This is a genomic window from Bremerella cremea (assembly GCF_003335505.1).
GTDB lineage: Bacteria > Planctomycetota > Planctomycetia > Pirellulales > Pirellulaceae > Bremerella > Bremerella cremea_A.
The window spans coordinates 136,801-157,090 of the sequence record NZ_QPEX01000011.1; the positions used below are offsets into that span (position 1 = coordinate 136,801).

General features: G+C 52.9%; 20 protein-coding genes. 15 read left to right on the plus strand and 5 right to left on the minus strand.

Annotation, left to right across the window (positions count from 1 at the left end):
* Positions 1-132 precede the first annotated feature (132 nt).
* The 3 genes from DTL42_RS07820 to DTL42_RS07830 all read left to right on the plus strand — a co-directional run bounded on the left by DTL42_RS07820 (position 133) and on the right by DTL42_RS07830 (position 2,170).
* Positions 133-681 carry a hypothetical protein gene (locus tag DTL42_RS07820; protein WP_114368160.1) on the plus strand — a complete coding sequence of 183 codons (549 nt, stop codon included), beginning with the start codon at positions 133-135 and terminating at the stop codon, positions 679-681.
* A 19-nt stretch (positions 682-700) separates the two neighbouring features.
* Positions 701-1,420 (plus strand): lipoate--protein ligase family protein, encoded by a 720-nt coding sequence (locus DTL42_RS07825; RefSeq protein WP_114368161.1) that lies wholly within the window; start codon positions 701-703, stop codon positions 1,418-1,420.
* A gap of 78 nt (positions 1,421-1,498) precedes the next feature.
* Positions 1,499-2,170, plus strand: coding sequence for a basic secretory protein-like protein (locus tag DTL42_RS07830; protein WP_114368162.1), 672 nt, complete (start codon positions 1,499-1,501; stop codon positions 2,168-2,170).
* A gap of 32 nt (positions 2,171-2,202) precedes the next feature.
* Here the strand turns inward: DTL42_RS07830 and mutY are convergent, their stop codons facing one another.
* Positions 2,203-3,342, minus strand: a complete 1,140-nt coding sequence (gene mutY, locus DTL42_RS07835; RefSeq protein ID WP_114368163.1) for an A/G-specific adenine glycosylase — start codon at positions 3,340-3,342, stop codon at positions 2,203-2,205.
* A 162-nt stretch (positions 3,343-3,504) separates the two neighbouring features.
* Between mutY and DTL42_RS07840 the strand changes: the two genes are divergently transcribed.
* The gene (locus DTL42_RS07840; RefSeq protein ID WP_158545279.1) at positions 3,505-4,485 is read left to right on the plus strand and encodes an alpha/beta hydrolase family protein; all 981 of its coding nucleotides are present in this window, start codon (positions 3,505-3,507) and stop codon (positions 4,483-4,485) included.
* A gap of 31 nt (positions 4,486-4,516) precedes the next feature.
* Here the strand turns inward: DTL42_RS07840 and DTL42_RS07845 are convergent, their stop codons facing one another.
* Together DTL42_RS07845 and DTL42_RS26240 are read right to left on the minus strand one after the other, a co-directional pair.
* Complete coding sequence (locus DTL42_RS07845; RefSeq protein WP_114368165.1) at positions 4,517-5,509, minus strand: DUF1559 domain-containing protein; 993 nt, start codon at positions 5,507-5,509, stop codon at positions 4,517-4,519.
* 241 nt (positions 5,510-5,750) lie between these two features.
* Positions 5,751-5,915: a hypothetical protein gene (locus DTL42_RS26240; protein ID WP_158545280.1), complete on the minus strand. Its 165-nt coding sequence runs from the start codon at positions 5,913-5,915 to the stop codon at positions 5,751-5,753.
* A gap of 582 nt (positions 5,916-6,497) precedes the next feature.
* Between DTL42_RS26240 and DTL42_RS07850 the strand changes: the two genes are divergently transcribed.
* From DTL42_RS07850 to DTL42_RS07875, 6 genes are all read left to right on the plus strand, one after another.
* The gene (locus tag DTL42_RS07850; RefSeq protein ID WP_199590082.1) at positions 6,498-8,183 is read left to right on the plus strand and encodes an alpha-keto acid decarboxylase family protein; all 1,686 of its coding nucleotides are present in this window, start codon (positions 6,498-6,500) and stop codon (positions 8,181-8,183) included.
* A gap of 72 nt (positions 8,184-8,255) precedes the next feature.
* Entirely contained in the window at positions 8,256-9,251 is a 996-nt protein-coding gene (locus tag DTL42_RS07855) for a zinc-binding dehydrogenase (RefSeq protein WP_114368166.1), read from the plus strand.
* An 81-nt stretch (positions 9,252-9,332) separates the two neighbouring features.
* On the plus strand, positions 9,333-9,620 hold the full coding sequence (locus DTL42_RS07860; protein ID WP_158545281.1) for an ArsR/SmtB family transcription factor: 288 nt from the start codon (positions 9,333-9,335) through the stop codon (positions 9,618-9,620).
* A 58-nt stretch (positions 9,621-9,678) separates the two neighbouring features.
* Positions 9,679-10,707, plus strand: coding sequence for an aldo/keto reductase (locus DTL42_RS07865; RefSeq protein ID WP_114368168.1), 1,029 nt, complete (start codon positions 9,679-9,681; stop codon positions 10,705-10,707).
* 626 nt (positions 10,708-11,333) lie between these two features.
* Complete coding sequence (locus DTL42_RS07870) at positions 11,334-12,218, plus strand: DUF1559 domain-containing protein (RefSeq protein WP_234824120.1); 885 nt, start codon at positions 11,334-11,336, stop codon at positions 12,216-12,218.
* Between the two features lie 42 nt (positions 12,219-12,260).
* Complete coding sequence (locus tag DTL42_RS07875) at positions 12,261-12,665, plus strand: hypothetical protein (RefSeq protein ID WP_114368170.1); 405 nt, start codon at positions 12,261-12,263, stop codon at positions 12,663-12,665.
* A gap of 231 nt (positions 12,666-12,896) precedes the next feature.
* Here the strand turns inward: DTL42_RS07875 and DTL42_RS07880 are convergent, their stop codons facing one another.
* On the minus strand, positions 12,897-13,238 hold the full coding sequence (locus tag DTL42_RS07880; RefSeq protein WP_114368171.1) for a ribonuclease E inhibitor RraB: 342 nt from the start codon (positions 13,236-13,238) through the stop codon (positions 12,897-12,899).
* A 223-nt stretch (positions 13,239-13,461) separates the two neighbouring features.
* Here DTL42_RS07880 and DTL42_RS07885 point away from each other — a divergent pair, with 223 nt between their 5' ends.
* From DTL42_RS07885 to DTL42_RS07895, 4 genes are all read left to right on the plus strand, one after another.
* The gene (locus DTL42_RS07885; protein ID WP_114368172.1) at positions 13,462-14,802 is read left to right on the plus strand and encodes a sulfatase-like hydrolase/transferase; all 1,341 of its coding nucleotides are present in this window, start codon (positions 13,462-13,464) and stop codon (positions 14,800-14,802) included.
* A 46-nt stretch (positions 14,803-14,848) separates the two neighbouring features.
* Positions 14,849-16,201, plus strand: a complete 1,353-nt coding sequence (locus DTL42_RS07890) for a sulfatase family protein (protein ID WP_114368173.1) — start codon at positions 14,849-14,851, stop codon at positions 16,199-16,201.
* Between the two features lie 94 nt (positions 16,202-16,295).
* Positions 16,296-16,586 carry a hypothetical protein gene (locus tag DTL42_RS25970; protein WP_147274201.1) on the plus strand — a complete coding sequence of 97 codons (291 nt, stop codon included), beginning with the start codon at positions 16,296-16,298 and terminating at the stop codon, positions 16,584-16,586.
* On the plus strand, positions 16,532-17,005 hold the full coding sequence (locus DTL42_RS07895) for a hypothetical protein (protein ID WP_114368174.1): 474 nt from the start codon (positions 16,532-16,534) through the stop codon (positions 17,003-17,005). Before DTL42_RS25970 ends, DTL42_RS07895 begins: the two co-directional genes overlap by 55 nt.
* 77 nt (positions 17,006-17,082) lie before the next feature.
* Here the strand turns inward: DTL42_RS07895 and DTL42_RS07900 are convergent, their stop codons facing one another.
* The gene (locus tag DTL42_RS07900) at positions 17,083-18,696 is read right to left on the minus strand and encodes an alkaline phosphatase (RefSeq protein ID WP_114368175.1); all 1,614 of its coding nucleotides are present in this window, start codon (positions 18,694-18,696) and stop codon (positions 17,083-17,085) included.
* A gap of 537 nt (positions 18,697-19,233) precedes the next feature.
* On the opposite strand from DTL42_RS07900, the gene DTL42_RS07905 reads away from it, so the two are divergent.
* Entirely contained in the window at positions 19,234-20,262 is a 1,029-nt protein-coding gene (locus tag DTL42_RS07905) for a DUF1559 domain-containing protein (RefSeq protein ID WP_114368176.1), read from the plus strand.
* Positions 20,263-20,290 lie beyond the last annotated feature (28 nt).

Below are 20,290 nucleotides of genomic sequence, written 5' to 3' on the forward strand. Positions count from 1 at the left end.
GTAAAGATTTCCAAGAAAAGCTGCTGGAGCAACGAGCGTAATGTTGCCCCAGGCTTGGCCGGGGCGATTACACTAGACCGTTTCGGTATGACTTCTCCGTTCTGAACTACTTATCGGCTCTACAATCGCGTCATGGCTCAAACATATCTGCTGAAGACTCCCGATGGGGAAGAGGTCCACGTCGAAACTTCGCAAGCGGGCGAAACCATTACCACGCCCAGCGGCAAGCAGGTGGAAGTTCCCACGCTCCGCGAACTGAAGAAGCTGCCGCTGGTCGAACCGGAAAAGACCACGGTTAAACGTAAATGGTCTTTAGGACAGTCGATATTGCTCGTGTTTGGGCTGCTGATCGCGTTTTTCTCGCTCGGCGGGATACTCATGTTCACGGTCATCTTTCCTGCCCCCTGGCAAACCATCGAAACCGAGCTCCCTACGGAAGTGGTCGAGGTGATCGAAGGTGATATCGACACGTGGAATTTAGAACGCATGCTCGGTTTCTGGGAGTTCGCCACCCAAAAAGATGTGATGGATCAAATGCGTAGCAACGGAGGAATCGATCGTTTCTACATCGATACGGCCCGTAATCGTCAGATGAGTTTGATCGGTTCAGTGGTGGGATTGGTCGTGGGATTGGCCATGATGATCACTTCGTTCCTCTTGCCTGGTAAGAAGGTTGCGTAGGTTACCGGTCGTGGCAAAGATGCAGCTTTTGGATCTCACGCTTCCTACCCCGGAAGAAAATCTGGCACTGGACGAGGCATTATTAGAAGAAGCCGAACAAGCCACCTCGCCGGTCGAGCTTTTGCGGCTGTGGGAACCGGACGATCCGCTGGTCGTTATCGGCCGAGCCTCGAAGCTGCATGAAGAGGTCGATGTCGAAACGTGCCAAGCCCGCGGCATCTCGGTCTTGCGCCGAGCAAGCGGAGGTGCTTCCGTAGTGACGGGCCGCGGCTGCTTGATGTATGCCGTGGTGTTGAGCTACGAACTTCATCCGGAACTAGCCGCGCTCGATGCTTGTCATCGTTACGTAATGGGGCGGATTCAAAGTGCGCTGGTTCGCGAAGTGCCTGAGGTCGACTTTCAAGGGACGTGCGATCTCACGCTCAACGGACGAAAATTCTCTGGCAATAGCTTACGCTGCAAACGCTCGCACTTAATCTATCACGGCACGCTGCTGTACGACTTTGATTTGAGCCTGATTCACACACTGCTCCGCACGCCACCGCGAATGCCTGATTATCGCCAGCAGCGACCTCACCGGTCGTTCGTCACCAACGTACCAATCGCTCGCGATATTTTACGCCGCAACTTGATCGAGGCCTGGCAAGTGCAGGAAAATACGAAGACTTGGCCCGAGGCAATGACGGCCAAACTAGTTGCGGAAAAATATACAAATCCGCAATGGACCTCAATGCGATAGAGAATTCATTGGGTTACGATAGGACCTAATCACATCGCGGTTCCGATTCGTTCTGTAGCCCAAATTTGAGGTCGATTGATGCGTATCTTTTGGTTGATGCTTGCCGCTGGATTGCTGCTACCTAGTGTTGTGCTTGCTGCGCCAGAAGCAACCGCAGAAGCGGAACTGAAAGTTCAGATCGACGTAACCGAAGTTCCCGAATTGAAAGATTGGGCCGCGCAGTCCGAGAAGTTGATTCGCGAGTGGCATCCAAAAATTGCGGAAATGCTTTCGCAGGAAGGTTTCACCGCGCCGACCGAAGTACGGGTTGTCTTTAAGAAGGACATGGACGGCGTCGCCCATACGATCGGCAACGAGATCACCATCTCAGGCAATTGGGTGAAACAGCACCCAGAAGACACCGGCATGGTGATTCACGAGCTGGTACATGTCGAACAGACCTATCGTCGTGGTCGCCCCTTTTGGTTGGTGGAAGGAATCGCGGACTACATTCGTTTCTACAAGTACGAGCCGCAGACTCGGCTACGCGGTATTAACGCTGAGCGACAAAGCTATCGCGATGGCTATCGTACCAGCGCTCAGTTCATCGCCTGGTTAGAAAAGAACAATCCTGGCTTTGTCAAAAAAGCAAACGAAGCGATTCGTAAACACGAATATCAAAACGTGATGTTGCACGAAATGACCGGTAAAAACTTGGAACAACTATGGACCGAGTTCTGCGAATCACCCGATTCCAAAGGCCGCAGCTAACCAAGTCAAATGACAGCACTTCGCACTGCGGTTTAGGCCGATAATAGTCGCCCCAACTTCCGCCCTGTCGTCGACAAGGGCAACTCGCCAAGCTCGGCAACATCGATCCACTTCCAAACTCGCGGCTGACCATCGGGCCCGGTTTGGGGTTTCAGACGACCTTGTTGGTAGATCATCTCGTGACAGAGCAGGGTGATGCGATACTTGGTGACGCCATGTTTGATGGTCTTCAGATGCTGGTGCATTTCGGCCTGAATACCAACCGCTTCAGCCAACTGCTTAGTCACGCCAGAGAGATCGATGTCCGACTTGGTTTCGCCCAAGGGAAAGCGAGGAAAATCCCATAGCCCGGCCCATCGTTCGTCTGGACCACATTGCCGTACGAGAACTTGGTTCTTCTTACGGACGACCAAGGCGATCTCGGTGATTGGGATAAACTCGATCTTCTTCTTGGGTCGCGGGATTTCTTCTTGGCGGCCTTGATGATAAGCCTCGCAATGAGCCGATAAGGGGCACTGCTGGCAGGTAGGATTCTTGGGCGTGCAGACCAAGCTTCCCACTTCCATCAACGCTTGATTGAAGATGCCAACATTGTCGTCCGGTAGAATGTCTTCCGCGAACTGCCACAATCGCTTTTGGCTGAGAGAGGTTGTAAGAACCTCATCCCAGCCAATCAGCCGTGCATAAAGCCGCTGCGTATTGGCTTCCAAAATCGGGGCCCGCTGGCCGAAGGCAATCGAAGCGATCGCTCCGGCCGTATAACGTCCGATGCCTGGCAGGCTTTGGATGTCGTCGACTTGATGAGGGAACTCGCCGTGAAAGCGAGTCACTATCTCTTGGGCCGCCGCATGCAATTGCCGGGCTCGGCGGTAGTAGCCCAGCCCTTCCCACAATCGCAGCACCTCCTGCTCTTCGGCTGCGGCCAAGTCTTGTACGGTGGGCAGCTGCGCGATGAAGCGGCGGAAGTACTCCTTCACGGTAGCGACTTGGGTCTGCTGGAGCATGATTTCGCTGATCCAAACGCGGTAAGGATCTTGCGATTTCCGCCACGGCAGATCGCGTTGGTGCTGCTGAAACCAGGCTGCAACGTGGGCATGAAAGGCCACTAGCGAGCCGCGAACAGGGGACGAAGCGTCGTTTTTCTTCAATTGAGAACGGGAAGTTTTGGCCATGGCAGCTTCGGCGAGAAAGAGATTTTGGGCCGATCGTACCTGTTTCCTGGTCTCTGACAACCGGTCGATGACATTTGCCGATTTAACTCCAGCGGCCCGGCAGCTACAATGGAAATGCCCCTATCGGCTGTCCTTGCTACCACCCTCTTAGGTTCGTCTTTCATGTCTTTGCGTCTGTCGATCGTGTTATCGGGTCTGTTGCTGCTTTCGGCTGGCCTTTCAGGCTGTTCGAACCAGACCCCGGTCAAAGGGACGATTGTCGAAGAAGAGATCGTCGAACAGCTGCTAGGAGCCCCTGATCGGCTTTCGGCCCTGGTCAAACAGGTGCCAGACGCCAACTTCACTCCTTTAGTAAGTGGCGTCAAAAGGGCAATCGTCAAGGCACCGCTGCCCGAGGGTGGAACGATGACACTTTGGATCTATCAGCCAGATCCGCTTCCTGGCGGAAAGCTGCCGTGCGTCTTCATTGCCCCTGCCGGCACAGGCATGGTGCATGGCAGCGAATTGGGAAAGGGGGCCGAGCTAGAACACATTCCGTGGGCGAAAGCAGGCTTCGCTGTGGTGGCTTACGAACTTAGCGGCGACCCAGGCTCGCAGGATGCCAGCATTTCGCAAATGCAAATCGCGGCAGAAGCATTTCGAGAAGCCAAGTCGGGGCTGCTTAACGCTCAAGTGGCAATGGAGTACGCCAAGGAAAAGCTCTCGTTCGTTGATTCACGCCGCTTCTACACCGTGGGGCATAGCTCGGCAGGAACGATGGCGTTGTACGTGGCCGAGATGGATCCTCAAGTCAAAGCGTGTGTCGCCTTCATGCCGGCGGTCGACATCCGGGCTTGGCTGGGTGTGCAAGGTCTGACCACGATTCAACGCAATAATATCGTGCCACAAGCAGGGGACTACGTGAACAAGATCTCACCTATGACCCACCTTGAACGCTTGAGCCAGCCGACGTTCTTGGTCTACGTGGGCAACGACGACAAAACGTTATGGGGCCCGGCTGAAAAGTTCGCTCAGCAGATGCAAGACAAGGGAAAAGATATCACCGTGGTCAAAATCCCGGTCGGTACGCACTATCAGTCCATGCTCGACGAAGGCATTCCCTTGGCGATTGAGTGGCTGAAAATGGTCAACGGTTTGAACTAACCACTTGATCTGCTACCAGCCGAAAAAGCGGCTACTGACCCGGCAGGTTATCGCCGTAGTTACGAATCATCATGCGTTGCAGAACGCCTTGCTCGGGTGAGTGGGCATCAGCGTTCCAATTCGATTCGATATCATTCGTTAAGAACTTGACCGAGCCATCGACCATCAACACGTTCACGCCGTCGGGATGAAAGCTCGAAAAGCCTTCGCCACACTCGGTATCGCTGTTCCATGGAGGTGCGTTGATTTTTGGCCGGGCGCCAGCGACTACGCTCCAGATCGATGGCCCACCGTCATGGCTCATCGGATTCGGCACGCCGGGCCAACTTCCCGCACGACACTGAGTCAAATCCCGCTCGCCAACCATGATGGTATAGGATTGGCCGTCAGTGATCTGCTCGATGGTAATGCGTGAATTGCCGAAGAAGATGCCAGTGTTCGGCTGGGCACCGGCCACATCGTGCAAGTGCCCGGCGTTCCCTACGTAGGTGGTTAGCCCGAACGGAACCGGTTGTTCGTCATGCACCCACCGACGATCAGGATGGTTCTCGCCTTGATAGGTGTAAACCTCGTCAGCGGGACAAAGGTAGCCTGATATTGCCTCTTGCAACAGTTCCAGCCGCTGGTCGTTCTGCAGCAAAACACTCCCCAGCGTTTTGTCCAAAGCATCGGCACTTGGATAAACCGCGCCGGTCACCGTTAAGACCTTCGCCGGCCAGCCCCAGCCAGGCTGGGGGGGATCTTCGTTTTCGGCCACATCCCAGCCAGCGGGAAACGATTCATGCACGCCGTAGTAGGTGTCCATGTTGAAGGCCAGCTCCTTCAAATTAGCTTCGCACTGGGTACGTCGCGCACTCTCGCGCGAGTACAGCATGAACATCACGATCGGGCCGCCCACAATGCAGCCGATGAACAGGAATCCGACCAAAACAATCGCAATCATCCACGGCATGCGCGAACGGTCGTACTGGCGGTTGGCAGCTTCCAACGAATCGTCGGTATGGGGATCAGGTGCTGCGTTCATGGCGTCTCTCGTCGGGAAGAAATCCAGTGGGGACCATCCGGTCGGGCAACGACCATCATGGAACTTTACCTAGCAACTCTAGCACAGATGCGCAAAACGAGTTTGATGAATTGCCACGGTTCGATTGCCACCATTATTGACGACTACGTTTCTAATCCAACCGGGGCGACCAACGGAGACTCCGGATTCGTGGTAAATCGGCATCTTGCGTCGTTGAATTGTGTGTGCAGCGTTCCTTAAGTTAGCTTCCCGAAAGGAAGGCCATCGCCGGCAGCACGACAAGCAAGCTTGCTAACAGTCCGAGACTGACCAAAACGATTGCTAACCACGGAACTGCCTTCGGAGGTGATTGGGCGAGTGGGTCGGACTGAGGGTATCCGCGATCCAAATCTTGTTGCTTAGACATGTTTCTCTCCTTTTCGATCAACGAACAGGTTACCGGGTTCAAACGCCGGGCTCATTTGGAAGAGTTCCAGAGGCAACAGAAAGAAGCAGCAAAAATTATGCCGCCAAATGCTTAGTAAAAAGGAGGGAGGGAGACGAAGTGAACGTTGCCTCGGGGCAGTGAGACAAACGCGATACCTCGTCTCCCATCCCATGTTTACCTTATTTGCGATCACTAGGAGATTACAGCGGATCGCGAATTATGCAGTCTTGGATAGGTATTATAGCGAAATTAAAGGGTAGATAGTCACCCCAGACCAGCACAAAAAGCGCAACATTTTCGAGAAAAACCAGGTGATCGTTTTTTATACTTACATCGGTGGCTCGAAAATTGATTCAGGCTGAGATTTCGCCCTAAGACTTTTTTATTCGTCCTGCCTGAATAAACCTTGAAGTTCCTTGCTGCAATTCAGTTGGATATGACTCAAGCGATCAAACAATTTTACGTTAGGAATGAATCGTATGCCCCCAATGAAAACGGAAGCCTAAAATAAAGGGAGGGTCGAAGTATACGTTTTCTCGTAAGCCGATGGAGTTGATCCGAATGAATTCTGCTTCTCACACGCCCAAAAGTCCCGACCCGCAAATGGTCAGTGGGGTTTCCATCGGACAGTACCTAATACGTCGTCTGCAAGAGTATGGTTTGCAGGACATCTTTGGAATTCCTGGCGACTATATTCTCTCGTTCTACAGCATGCTGGAAAAGAGTCCAATCAATGTCGTTGGTTGTACTCGGGAAGATTGTGCTGGCTTTGCGGCGGATGCTTATGCTCGGGTGAACGGCCTGGGAGCTGTTTGTGTGACCTACTGCGTGGGTGGTTTAAGCATCTGCAACAGTATGGCTGGTGCCTACGCCGAGAAATCCCCGGTGGTCATCTTGACCGGTTCGCCAGGGCTGCGCGAACGAACAAATAACCCTCTATTGCACCACATGGTCCGCGATTTCAGCACTCAGAAGGATGTTTTTGAGAAGCTGTGCATCGCTGGGGCTGAACTTTCCGATCCAATCAACGCCTTTCGCGAAATCGATCGCGTGTTGGATGCAGTTGTCCGTTTCAAGCGTCCTGGCTATATCGAAATACCTCGTGATATGGTCAACGTCGTTCCCCATATTAGCCACGTTTTCCCCACTGAAGTTTCCTCAAGCGATCCACAAGTTTTGGCCGAAGCGGTCACCGAAGCACGACACTTAATCGAGAAGGCGGAAAAGCCTGTAATCATTGCAGGCGTCGAGATGCACCGATTTCATCTCCAAGACGAATTGCTGGCCCTGGCCGAGCAGACACAAATTCCGGTCGCTGCGACCATGCTGGGCAAAAGTGTCCTTCGCGAAACGCACCCGTTGTACGTTGGTTTATACGAAGGGGCCCTCGGGCGAGAAGAGGTGACCCAGTTTGTCGAAGAGAGCGACTTGGTGCTGCTGCTTGGTACCTTTATGACCGACATTAACTTGGGGGTTTTCACGGCGAATCTTGATCCCGGCAAGTGTATCTATGCGACAAGCGAGCAGCTTCGTTTGAAGCATCATCATTATCATGGCGTCACCCTGCCGGACTTCGTGCGCGAGTTGTCTCAGCAGAAAATTGCTAGTCCGCCACGACCTCTGCCCGAGGGGATTCGCATGGGCATGCCGCCAGTAGGTGAGATTACCGATCAGCCGATCACTACCCAGCGGATGATGCAGATGATCAATCCGTTGTTGGATGACGAAACGATTGTCGTGGCAGATATTGGCGACTCGCTGTTCGCCGCTACCGAACTAGTCACGCGGGGACGAAGCGAATTCCTCAGCCCGGCCTATTACACGTCGATGGGCTTCGCTGTGCCAGCCACGCTTGGCGCACAGACGGCTCGGCGCGATGCACGCATTTTGGCGGTCATTGGGGATGGAGCGTTTCAAATGACCGGCATGGAGCTATCGACCATCATTCGTCACGGCTACGATCCGGTGATCATCGTGCTCGATAATCACGGCTATGGAACCGAACGCTGGTTACATGCTGGCGACTGGAAGTACAACGAAATCCATCCGTGGGCATACAGCAAACTACCGGAGATCCTGCGAGGTGGTACTGGCTATGAGGTGAGCACCGAGAAAGAGTTCTATGCGGCCTTGCACAAGGCCTGGGACGATCGCGAAGCAATGAGCATTATTCACGTCCACCTTCCTGAAAATGACGCCAGCCCAACCCTGCACCGTTTAGGCCAACGTCTCGGAGCCCGGGTCTAGCTACGGGGCGGTTTATCGGGAAAGATAAAGGTACGGAAGTCAATTGAATCGATTTAATGAAGAGGAGATCCTATGCCAGGTTTGTTGCTTAAAGCACTGAAAACCCCTTTGGAACTAGCCGACTACGATCTGGGGGAACTCAAACCAGGCTATGCTAAGGTCGCTTTAAAAGCTGCGGCCCTGAACCACCGGGACTATTGGATCACGCAGGGACTTTATCCTGGGATTGAATTGCCGAAGGTTCTCGGCTCGGACGGGGCTGGCGTGGTTGTCGAAGTGGGACAAGCCGACGATGAAAGTTGGCTCGATCAAGAGGTCATCATCAATCCTGGTTCGGATTGGGGAACGAACGAAGCCGCTCAATCGGACCAGTTTACGATCTTAGGCATGCCTCATCACGGAACGTTCAGCACGCATATTCACGTCCCCATTGAAGCGATGCGAGCAAAGCCGAAGCATTTAAGCTGGGAAGAAGCAGCCGCATTGCCCTTGTCAGGCGTAACGGCATTCCGCGCGACGATGTCTCAAGGACAACTTCGCCCTGGCGAGAAGGTGTTGGTCAGCGGTATCGGCGGCGGCGTGGCAACGTTGGCCTTACAGTTTGCCGTGGCCGTGGGGGCGGAAGTTGCTGTGACTTCTTCTAGCGAAGCCAAGCTGGCCCGCGCAAAAGAACTAGGGGCGATCGCCGGCTTTAACTATCGGGAGGAAGGTTGGACAAAAAAAGCTGCTGAGTCGTTTGGTTCGCCGAACCTGATCATCGACAGCGCGGCAGGGAAGGGCTACACCAACTTGGTCGCAATAGCTGCCCCTGGCGGCCGTATCGTAAACTACGGCGCGACGACTGGAGCACCCGAGAAGCTTGATATGTTCAAACTGTTCTGGAAACAGTTGAAGCTGATCGGATCGACAATGGGTTCGCCAGCCGACTTTCGCGGGATGTTAAACTTGGTCGAAAAGCACGAGATTCGCCCCGTAATCGATCAGGTGTTCAGCCTTGCCCAAGGAAACGAAGCTCTGGCCCGGATGGAACAAGGGGAACAGTTCGGCAAGATCGTGCTGCGGATCTGAGCTTGAAAGAAAAGGCCTGGCGACGAGACATCATTGACTTATGTGCATAGGCATATACACTTCCCGGTAATGAACGTGGAAGTGGAACAGCTCGCTCTCGTCGCCCAGGCCCTGTCCGAGCCGGTGCGTCTTCGTATTCTGGCGTTATTGCCGGCCGAGATGAAGTGCGAAGAGATGTACAACGTTTCGGAGTTAGCCGAAGAGTTGGGCATTTCCCAGCCGGTTGTCTCGCGGCATCTGGCTTTGCTCAAGCGTTCCGGATTAGTAACCTGCGAGCGAATGTGCCAAAGCGTCTACTATGCGATCGATCGGCAGAAAGCTGCCCAGGCAGTCGCCGAGATGGCCCGCTTGTTGCAAACGGACGCGTAGTTTCCTTCCACGGAGCTCTTTCCATCGTCGCCGCTATTTTCCTATCAGGAGATTAAACATGCAAATGCGTAACCTAGGCCCCTCCGGTATTTCTGCTTCGGTGGTCGCTTTCGGAGCTTGGGCAATCGGCGGTTGGACGTGGGGCGGAGCGGACGAAAAGGAATCGATCGCCGCGATTCACGCTTTTCTGGATGCTGGCGGCAACTTGATCGATACGGCACCGATGTACGGTTTTGGCGTCAGCGAAGAAGTAGTCGGTAAGGCAATTGCTGATCGGCGTGACAAGGTCGTTCTAGCAACCAAGTGCAGCATGCGTTGGGATTTGAACGACGAGCAAAAGAAACGAGCTGCCAAGCGGTTTTCGACCACCAAAGAGAACGTCGATTGGACCGGCGAGACGACCAAGGACAGTTTCGACGTCTTCATCTACAGCGGAAAGGACGGGATTCGGGAAGAAGTCGAACGGAGCTTGAAACGACTTAACACCGACGTGATCGACCTTTATCAGACGCACTGGCAAATGGACGACACCCCAATTCAAGAGCGGATGGAAACGCTGATGGAACTGAAGAAGGAAGGTAAGATCCGGGCAATTGGTGTTTGTAATGCCACCAACGAAGAGATGAACGCCTATCGTCAGTTCGGCCAGTTGGACACCGATCAGGAAAAATACTCGATGCTCGACCGCGATCTCGAGCCAACCAATTTGGCCTATTGTGCTAAGGAAAGCCTAGCCTTTCTGGCCTACAGCCCGTTGAGCCAAGGTTTGTTGACCGGCAAAATCACGGCCGACCGCAAGTACGAAGAAGGGGACCAACGGAACTTTAAAGATCGCTTCAAGCCTGAGAACGTGAAGAAGGTGCAAGCGATGCTCGATCCGATGCGGCCGATCGCGGAAAAGCATGACGCCACCTTGGCCCAAGTGACGATGGCCTGGACATTGGCTCAGCCTGGCTGTTCGCATGTGCTGTGCGGAGCCCGAAATGCCCAGCAAGCGGTCGACAACGCCAAAGCCGGCCGCATCGAGTTGACGTCGGACGAGTTAGCTACGATTACCAGAGCGGTGGCAAGCTACGACGGCGTTTAACCCTCTGGAGTGCTAACCAGGCGAGCCCCATCTCTTTATCTTCGGGGGCAGCCGAAGACAATCGAAAACAGCAGAGCACTCGATCTGGATCAGTGCTCTGCGTGGCTTTGTTGAGACCTCTTTCTCAACGGAATTGTCTTGCAAAACCAGTTAGTCCTGTTGAGGGTAGAGCGATTTCCCTAGTAGGACTATTGCCTATGTTCTTACTTGCTTTTTGGGTGACAATCCGTGCTAGCAAAAAATAACCGAAATGTGAGGCTAAGGGAGATAATTTCACGGGAAATCGGATCTATGGTCGTTAATTTCTCCCTGATAAGATGGAATAAGTAGTTATTTTTCATTGTGTAAAAATGCAAATGTGTGTTTAATTCTGTTGTGGAAAAACAAAAGAATTGATTCTTGTTTCACCCAGAGCATCTTATCTCGTAATTCTCTCCTCGAATTTATGCTCGAAAGTGGAATGATCCGATAGAAGCGTTCTGGCGTTACTACACGTCACGAGTTTTGGTTTCCTATTTCCTTGCCCCAAACCTTTTCACACGGGTGCTAGGGATCCAAACACCGGATATGCCCTTTTCTGTTCTCTTCATCCCATTTTCTCTGGAGCATCGAAGATGTTGCCGCGCTTGAATCGTTCTCGTTCAGGTTTCACATTGGTGGAACTGTTGGTGGTGATTGCCATTATTGGTGTTTTAATTGCCCTGCTTTTACCTGCTGTTCAACAAGCCCGTGAAGCCGCACGTCGTAACTCTTGCAGCAACAAGCTGAAACAGCTTGGTTTGGCCTTGCACAATTATCACGACACCTACAAGTCGTTTCCGTTTGGCTCGCTCGTCATGGACAATAACAGCAATCCCATGGGGTGGCATTATTCGATCTTGCCATTCATCGAGCAGAACGCCATGTACGAGCAAGGCAACATGATTGAACAGTATCACCAAGGTGTGAATGCTCCGCTGCGTGAAATTCGCATGGACGCCTACATCTGCCCCAGTGCCGGTAGTAAAGCGGAAAAGGCGGACGACGATTCCAAATATTACACCACGCATTACTACGGAATTATGGGCCCAACCGGCACCAATCCGCAGTCGAACACTGCCTACAAAGAAAATACCAGCGGCAGTCATGGCGGTTTCTCACGCGAGGGGATCTTCTACTTTAACGAACGCCGCACATTCGCGGACGTTATCGACGGAACGAGTAATACCCTCATGTTGGGCGAGATCTCCTGGGCTGCGCGAAAGGGGAATTCGACTCGCTATCGTCCGTGGAACCGTGGTGGTCGATTGAATGAGTTCATGGCTCCATGTAAAAATGTCGCTAATCCAATCAACTCCGATTACACCGCCTTGTTCAATGACATGAGCTACGGCAGTAATCACCCAGGCGGTTGCCAGTTTGCTATGGCGGATGCCTCGGTCCACTTTGTGCCAGAAGTCGTCGATTACAACGTTTATCTGTCATCGGCAAGTACGTCTGGTGGCGAAACGCTGAGCGTATTGAACAAGTAAGCCTGAACCACACGACGCGATCTGAAAGGACGATCATTTCCCATGAAGCATATCCCCCCCTTGCTGGGCTCCTTGTTGGTTATCGGGCTATTGGCATCCATGGGATGCGGCGAGAAAGGTCCGGAAGGACATACGGTTTCGGGTTCTGTTTCCTACAAAGGGAGCCCGGTCTCGCGTGGTACAATTCTCTTCACTCCGGATGCTTCCGCTGGCACCTCCGGAGCAGGGATGATGTTCCAAATCGTCGATGGCAAGTATGCAGAGACGAAAGAAGACCCGAAACGCCATAAAGGTGGTACGTTTCAGGTTCGCATTAACGGGTTCGATGGAAAAGCCGATCCTGCTGCCGAGCTTCCGATGGGCAAACCGTTGTTCAAGGAATATACGACGACCGTCGAGCTTCCCGCGTCCGACGCAACCAGCATCGACTTCGAAGTGAAAAAGTAAAACTCCAAAAGGGCCTTTAAATCGAGTCCCTTTCTCCTGAGGGATGGTTCCGCGTGATTTCTGAGACGATTCAATCCAAATCGTCTCAGGCACTTGGGACCATCCCTTTTGTATTTCTTGGGCGAGCTTATCTCTTGATCTCGCCAGAAGGGGAAGCGATTACGACAAGGTATCCGTCCAGATTAAGAAACGAGCGGAACAGAAAAGAAGGTTTTGCTAAATTCCAATCGGTTATTCTTCTTCCTCTTCCTCTCCATACGCACCAAATCCATCGCTGAAGCCGCCCAACGGTTCGGCTAGATCATCAAGGTGTTCTTCAATATCGAAGACCGTATCGAGGGTGGGGATGACGGTTTTGGTGCAATAACACGTCCACTCACCCGACTCTTCATCTTCTTCCACACTCGTTTCAAATCCGATGAGTTCGGCTTTTGCGGCCATTTGATGACCTACCTCTTCCGAAGGGACTGCCACGAAGAAATCCATTTCTAAGGGCTGTGACATATCGACACCACCCGCCGCAATATCATCGAGCGTCTGTTGCGTTACGGCTTTTGCATCGTGGTCGAACATGGTTCGGTTCCTGAAGGAAGATAGGCAAGGGTGGCGTTCAATTGGCCATCGTGTATCTTACTTCCCCAGATGCTTAAGAGATATCCCAGGGTTTGACCCACGTTTTCTCGTCGGGGATACTAAAGTGTCCGCTAGCGGTTGGGGGCCGTCCGCCTATTTCTCGGTGGAAACAATTTGGTCTCTTCCCTAAATCCTCATCCCTTCCACTGCTCAGGAATGCCCCATGCTTCGCTTTGCCGGGTTGGCTTTGTTTTGGTCGTTACTCACGGTTTCTACCTTTGCCGCTGAGAAGAAGCCAAACGTCATTTTCATTCTGGCAGACGATCAAGGTTCGGTCGACGCGGGCTGTTATGGCAGCGACGATTTGCACACGCCGCACATGGACTCGCTGGCGGTCAACGGGGTCCGCTTTACACAGTTCTATTCGGCAGCACCTGTTTGTTCTCCTTCGCGGGCCGGGGCGCTTACCGGACGTTGGCCAGTTCGAGCAGGCGTGCCTAGCAATTGCTCTTCCGAAAAAGGAGGGGGCGGGGCGCTCCCCAATTCCGAGATCACCATGGCCGAAATGTTCAAGGCCGCCGGTTACACGACCGCTCATATCGGCAAGTGGCATATCGGTTACACCGAAGAGACTATGCCGTTGGCCCAAGGGTTCGATTATTCGATCGGCCACATGGGAGGCTGCATCGATAACTACTCGCACTTCTTTTATTGGAACGGCCCCAATCGACACGACTTGTGGCGAAACGGAAAAGAAGTTTACGAGAGCGGGCGTTACTTCCCCCAGTTGATGGCCGACGAAGCGAGTGCGTTTATCGAAAAGAATCACGACAAGCCGTTCTTTATTTACTACGCGATGAACACGCCTCATTATCCTTACCAAGGCGAAGCGAAGTGGCTCGAGTATTTCAAGAATGTGAAGTACCCCCGTAATTTGTACGCGGCGTTTATCGCCTCGCAGGACGAACGAATTGGTCAACTTTTGGCCACCCTCGACAAGTTGAGCCTGCGTAACGATACGATCGTCATCTATCAATCGGACAACGGTTACTCTACCGAAGTCCGTGCCCACAACGGCGGCGGCAACTCTGGTCCGTATCGGGGTGCCAAGTTCAGCATGTTTGAAGGTGGCATTCGCTTACCAGGCATCATCAGTTGGCCAGGACATCTGCCGGAAGGAGAAGTCCGCGATCAAATGGCCCATGCTTGCGATTGGATGCCGACTTTGGCCGAACTGACCGGCGTTGCATTGCCCCAGACCCATCTCGATGGTCGTAGCCAAGTGGCGGTGTTAAAAGATGGTAAGGCGAAAAGCCCGCATGCCGATCACCCCTTACATTGGCAAGTTGGCAAAGGAAACGGAGCGACCTGGGCGGTGCGAGATGGGGATTGGAAGCTGATCGCCAATACCCGCGATACCGAAGAAGCCGGCAAGAACCAGAACTTCAAGTTGTTCCTGGCCAACATCGCCGAAGATCCAGGTGAAACAACCAACCTGACCGAGCAACACCCAGACATCGTTGCCCGGCTGACAAAGCTGCACGAGCAAGAGCTTAGCCCTTAAGCACAAGCCGTCGGCAACCTTTCCCCGCACTCTATGAGATCTCACCATGCGCATCCTCTTCACGCTGTTTGCTTGCTTGTCGTTTGCGGCAACCACCTTGGGTGCTGATTCGCAGCGGCCTAACTTTTTGATCATTTACGCTGACGATCTGGGCTACGGCGATGTTTCGGCCTACCACGATTCCGACGTCCATACTCCCAATATCGACAAGATCGCGGCCCAGGGAATCAAATTCACCAGCATGCGGGCCAACTGCACGGTTTGCTCGCCATCGCGAGCCGCGCTGTTAACCGGGCGTTATCCGGATTTGGTCGGCGTGCCAGGGGTGATTCGTACTAACCAGGCGAACTCGTGGGGATACCTCAAGCCAGGCACTGCGACCCTGGCCAACGAACTGAAGGAAGTGGGATACCACACGGCGATTATTGGCAAGTGGCATCTAGGACTTAAATCACCGAACACGCCCACCGAGCGTGGATTCGACCATTTTCATGGCTTTCTCGGCGACATGATGGACAGCTATACAACCCATCGCCGCGAAGGTCACAACTATATGCGGTTGAACGAGCAAGAGATCGATCCGGCAGGGCACGCGACCGAGCTATTCGCCCGGTGGGCCGCCGATTACATTACTGCCCGTGGTACGAAAAAGGATGAGCCGTTCTTTTTGTACTTGGCTTTCAACGCCCCTCATTTTCCCATCGAGCCACCGCAAGCCTATTTTGAGCGAGTCAAACAGCAGCAGCCTAATTTGAGCGAGAAACGGGCTAAGAATGTTGCCTTCGTGCAGCACTTAGACGACGCGGTCGGTAAGGTACTGGCTTCGCTCGAAAAAGCAGGCTTGGCCGAGAATACGGTCGTTTACTTCGGCAGCGACAACGGTGGTTCGTTGCCTCATGCCCAGAACAACGACCCGTGGCGCGATGGTAAGCAAAGTCATTACGACGGCGGTTTGAAGGTTCCCTTCTTCGTGCGGTGGCCAGGGCATATCGAGCCAGGACAAACAAGCGACTACGAAGGCTTGAACTTTGATATCTTTCCGACGTTCTTAGAACTGGCGGGTGCCAAGCCTGCTGACGACTTGAACGCGGTGAGCCTGACGCCGATTCTGTCAGGTAAACCGATGCCTGCTCAGCCACGCGAGCTTTACTTTGTACGGCGTGAAGGAGGAATGCGTTACGGAGGCAAATCGTACCAGGCAATCATTTACAACGGCTGGAAGCTAATGCAGAACGATCCTTATTCGCCGCTGGAACTTTACAACTTAAAAGAAGATCCTCAAGAGCAAAACGATTTGGCGAAGTCCGAGCGGCAGATGTTCCGCCAATTGCAACAGGCCATGCAGCGGCAGATTCAAGCAGCCGGCAGCGTCCCATGGCAAGCAGACCAAGAAGATTGATGCAGCTTGGGCCTATGGTTACGATAGCCGTTAAGGTGCCCTCTGTATTTCTCGGAGTCAAATTTGCTTTCTTATTCGCCAGCCAAATGTAACCATGAAACGCATTCTATCTTTACTGCTGCTTGTTAGTCTTGTTGTGACCTCCATTTCTGCTGCGGAGCGTAAGCCACTGAAGGATGTGGACCTCGCGGCGTTGTCCCAAGATACTCAAAGGATTCATCAAGGTACGCTAGAGGACGGAACGAGCTTCGTGGCAATTGCCATGTGGTTGCCGCACGAATATTGGCAGGCAGTCCTCGACAAGAACACCGCGCTGCCAGCCGAGCGAAGATGCTCGATGCAATGGAAGGAGTCACGCTGTTGGCATTGGTACAAGCCGATGTAACGTTGCTCGGCCACTTTGATTATTACAATCGAAATGAGATCGAGAAGAACTTAGAAATTTCGGTTATTGCGAAAGACGGCAAGCGATTTACTATTGAACCAATGCAAGAAATTGAGGGTGATTTGCAGCAGGTAGTGGCGGCCCTGGAACCTGTGATGGCCGGTGCGATGGGGAACTTAGGCCGCAGCATGGAGATCTTCGTGCTCGACAATAAGAACGCTGACGGTTCTAAGGTTATCGATTCCTACGAGTCAGGCCAAATCGATATTCGGATGGTTCGTCGCGATGGTAGCGTCATGGACAGCACGATTGAGCTTCCCATGAACTGTCTTTACGTTCCCCGCAAATGCCCCAACGGAAAAGATGCCCACATCTCGTGGAAGTTCTGCCCTTGGACAGGCGTGCCGCTGGAAGATTAAGACCAACTTAAGAAACGCCCCAAGTCTCGGCTGGAAGTGCGAGACTTGGGATTGGAAGTTTTCGTTTGGGCTGGATCTTATTTCTCGGTCAGAACTTCAGGCTTTTCTAAGACCAAGTAGTGCCCATGGTCGGCAGTCAGGATTAAGCAAGTATCGTCCCAGCCGCCATGTTCTTCGATCCACTTGGTCACATTGTGGAATGCTTGATCGCCACTCAGGACGGCACCGATCGAATTGTCGATGTTGTTCGAGTGGTTTGCCCAATCAACATCGCCAGCTTCGATCATCAACCACCATGGCTTTCCCTTGGCTTCTAAACAATCGAGTGCCGATAGGCTCATGTCCGAGAGCGTGACGTTTTCGCTAATGTCAGCTTCGGTGTATTTTTCAACCTTGCTTGGTCGCGATCCTACCGGGTTGAAGTCGCCGTCGGCCGTTTGAAAGGGGAGGTGGCCACCGCTCACGCCAAAGAAACCAAACAGCCGCTTCTTTTCTGCGATTGCCTTAGCGGTAGCTTCCTGCAGAACTTCTGGACCTGTGCGGCCAGCGGTTCGTTCGGCGATGACATACTTGCCTCCGTTGGCAACATCGATCGAGTCCATGTCTTCTTTGGTCAGGTAAGGATTGCCAGGGACAAAGTTCGCACCTTGTTTGCCATCTTTATCTTTGTGGTCTCCTGAACCACCACCAATCAGAACATCAAGGCCAGGGAGCGCCCCTGGGTGAAAGACCGACGGCAGACCGATCAGGTCACGGGTAATGTCTTGATAGTCGTAACGATGAACATTATTGGCGTACGCGCTGCCAGGAGTTGCGTGACAAATGGGGACACTGGTCACCACGCCCACATGCCACCCTTCGTTTTGCAGTTGCCGTGCGATGGGAAGGATCTCGCGTCCCATATAGTCGACATTAACGGCGTTGTTATAGGTTTTGATGCCGCTGGTCATCGAGGTGGCTGAGGCAGACGAATCGGTGTAGGCATGTTTTGTGTTCTTTCCCTTGGCAATCGGGTAACCAGCATCCGGCGGAATCGACCATGGCTTGTCGCCTGCTTCGTGCGGGTCGTAACCTCCCAGTGTGCTGCCGCCGGGGGAGGTAACGATTTGACGATCGACGTTGACATCGGTGCCGTCGTTGTGAGGAGTCGTCACGAAGTAACCAAAATCGGTCGTCGTGCCACGATAGTCTTGAAAGTGCAGCCCAGTTCCGCGCCCTTCGCGATAAGGAACCTGGCCAGACTTGCTAATCGCGGCGGCCCAGGTGGTTTGCCAATCCATGCCGTCGTAAACGAACAAAATGATCCGCTTCTTGCCTGATTCAACGGCCTGTTTCTGTAGTTGATAGACATCGGTCTGGTCAAAGTATTCCGCAGTCGGATTGACCGTTTTCGTTGGGACGTAGCCGAACAGCGATTTCAATTTCTCTTCGCTGCGATAAACGCTGTTCTCGCCGTTCACTGAATCGAGCGTGATTCCAAAGGAGTAAACAGGAATCAGACGGTTCGAGTGCGTGGTCCAGTTGGAATAGGTCTTGGGGTTTGGGCCCCAATGAAGACCATTGGGTTGATTGGTCTCGGTGTTGGTTTCCTGTAACTGAGCAATTGGATCTTCCTGTTTTGCGCAATGTGCAGAAGGAAGAAAACACAACGTCGTCAGGGCGACAAGCACAAAGGGTAGGAGTTTTCGCACAGGTAGGTCTCAATTGAAGGTGGGAACATGACGGATTGAACTATCTATTGAAACTAGACTTGGCCCGAAAGTTAACCCCTGTTTCCGCAGACTCTCTGGTGATTTGCGCATCGAAAGCTCACCGAAACGCATTCATTGCCCTAGGAGCCGTCCGTTGCCATAGGTATAGACCGCTAATGTAGGGGGTTTCGATACACGGATTCAGCTATTCAGCGTGGTGGGCAGCGGAAACCACTGGTGATGGTCTGAGCATGGGTGCAAGAAGAATAGGCAGGCTCTCGCTAAATCCGGCCTTATTTTTTCGGGGATTCGGCGATTCGCATATTCGGCAAAAAATTACGGATGTTCCCTAATTCATTAGGGTTTAGGTGAATTATTCGTATGGAATCGCGCAATATTTGGCAAGAAAAAAACTAAATCGGCACGATGTTTGCCTTAATGCGGTAAGAGATATCCCGATATATCGTTGTGATATCGCGCAATATTTATGTTTTCTCCCTGCCAGTTTTTTTATGTCTCCTACGGAGAAGTTATCCAATGAGAACCGTCCGCCGAAGCCGTCTGGGCTTCACCCTTGTAGAACTGCTAGTCGTGATCGCCATCATTGGGGTGTTGATCGCACTCTTGCTTCCTGCCGTACAACAAGCTCGCGAGGCTGCTCGCCGCATGAGCTGTAGCAACAATTCCAAGCAGCTTGCTTTGGCATTGCACAATTACCATGACACGCATGGCTGTTTCCCGGTTGGTAGCATTGCGACTAGCAATGGCGAACGCCCAGCCAGTTGGTTGGTGCGTATCTGGCCCTTCATCGAACAATCGGCTGCCTACGATCAATCAACGTTTGTCGGCAACGACTGGTCAGGCCGTGGGTTCGATAAGAACTGGCGTGCTACGACCGTCCTGAACATCGAGTTTTTGAACTGCCCATCCAATCCGATGACCAAGTTCTGGACTCAGACCGCTTCTTCTGCGATGACCAGCGACGGCTGCCCCCAGAATATCAAATACCAAATTCCCGACTACGCTGGTTGCACTGGTGTTTACAACGGTGGACCGCTGACCAACTGGAACGGATACCACGGACGACAAGACTACAACGGTATCATGACGGTGTTGGATTCGCGTAATTCCGAACCGACAAGTTTTAAACACATTACCGATGGAACGAGCAACACGATTGCCCTCGGTGAACAGTCCGACTTCATCAAGATTATGGACTCCTCTGGCAAAATTACCAAAAAGGATACCTACCGAGCCTGGTCGTGGCACGGCGGTGGTTGGTCCGGGGGTGGTGGAGCCGAGAAAGACGAAGGCTATTGGAAAGGTCTGACTTCGGTCCGTGCGGGTATCAACTACGTTCCGTCGACCACGAACGATCCATTTGGTGTCGGTGATTACTGGTACGGTCGACCTGGTTTTCACACGATCTACACCTCCGCACATCCTGGTGGTGCCATGTTTGCCTTAGGTGACGGTTCCGTCCGGTTCATTAGCGAGAACTTGAACTTCACCACGCTGGGACGATTGGCAAATCGTCACGACGGTCAGGTTGTTGGCGAATACTAATCTTCCACCTTTATTCCTTCCAAAGAAG

Bases quoted from the DNA above. Each gene is read 5' to 3' on its own strand.
- DTL42_RS07820 (WP_114368160.1), top strand. From the start codon at position 133: ATGGCTCAAACATATCTGCTGAAGACTCCCGATGGGGAAGAGGTCCAC.
- DTL42_RS07825 (WP_114368161.1), top strand. From the start codon at position 701: ATGCAGCTTTTGGATCTCACGCTTCCTACCCCGGAAGAAAATCTGGCA.
- DTL42_RS07830 (WP_114368162.1), top strand. From the start codon at position 1,499: ATGCGTATCTTTTGGTTGATGCTTGCCGCTGGATTGCTGCTACCTAGT.
- mutY (WP_114368163.1), bottom strand. From the start codon at position 3,342: ATGGCCAAAACTTCCCGTTCTCAATTGAAGAAAAACGACGCTTCGTCC.
- DTL42_RS07840 (WP_158545279.1), top strand. From the start codon at position 3,505: ATGTCTTTGCGTCTGTCGATCGTGTTATCGGGTCTGTTGCTGCTTTCG.
- DTL42_RS07845 (WP_114368165.1), bottom strand. From the start codon at position 5,509: ATGAACGCAGCACCTGATCCCCATACCGACGATTCGTTGGAAGCTGCC.
- DTL42_RS26240 (WP_158545280.1), bottom strand. From the start codon at position 5,915: ATGTCTAAGCAACAAGATTTGGATCGCGGATACCCTCAGTCCGACCCA.
- DTL42_RS07850 (WP_199590082.1), top strand. From the start codon at position 6,498: ATGAATTCTGCTTCTCACACGCCCAAAAGTCCCGACCCGCAAATGGTC.
- DTL42_RS07855 (WP_114368166.1), top strand. From the start codon at position 8,256: ATGCCAGGTTTGTTGCTTAAAGCACTGAAAACCCCTTTGGAACTAGCC.
- DTL42_RS07865 (WP_114368168.1), top strand. From the start codon at position 9,679: ATGCAAATGCGTAACCTAGGCCCCTCCGGTATTTCTGCTTCGGTGGTC.
- DTL42_RS07875 (WP_114368170.1), top strand. From the start codon at position 12,261: ATGAAGCATATCCCCCCCTTGCTGGGCTCCTTGTTGGTTATCGGGCTA.
- DTL42_RS07880 (WP_114368171.1), bottom strand. From the start codon at position 13,238: ATGTTCGACCACGATGCAAAAGCCGTAACGCAACAGACGCTCGATGAT.
- DTL42_RS07885 (WP_114368172.1), top strand. From the start codon at position 13,462: ATGCTTCGCTTTGCCGGGTTGGCTTTGTTTTGGTCGTTACTCACGGTT.
- DTL42_RS07890 (WP_114368173.1), top strand. From the start codon at position 14,849: ATGCGCATCCTCTTCACGCTGTTTGCTTGCTTGTCGTTTGCGGCAACC.
- DTL42_RS25970 (WP_147274201.1), top strand. From the start codon at position 16,296: ATGAAACGCATTCTATCTTTACTGCTGCTTGTTAGTCTTGTTGTGACC.
- DTL42_RS07895 (WP_114368174.1), top strand. From the start codon at position 16,532: ATGCTCGATGCAATGGAAGGAGTCACGCTGTTGGCATTGGTACAAGCC.
- DTL42_RS07905 (WP_114368176.1), top strand. From the start codon at position 19,234: ATGAGAACCGTCCGCCGAAGCCGTCTGGGCTTCACCCTTGTAGAACTG.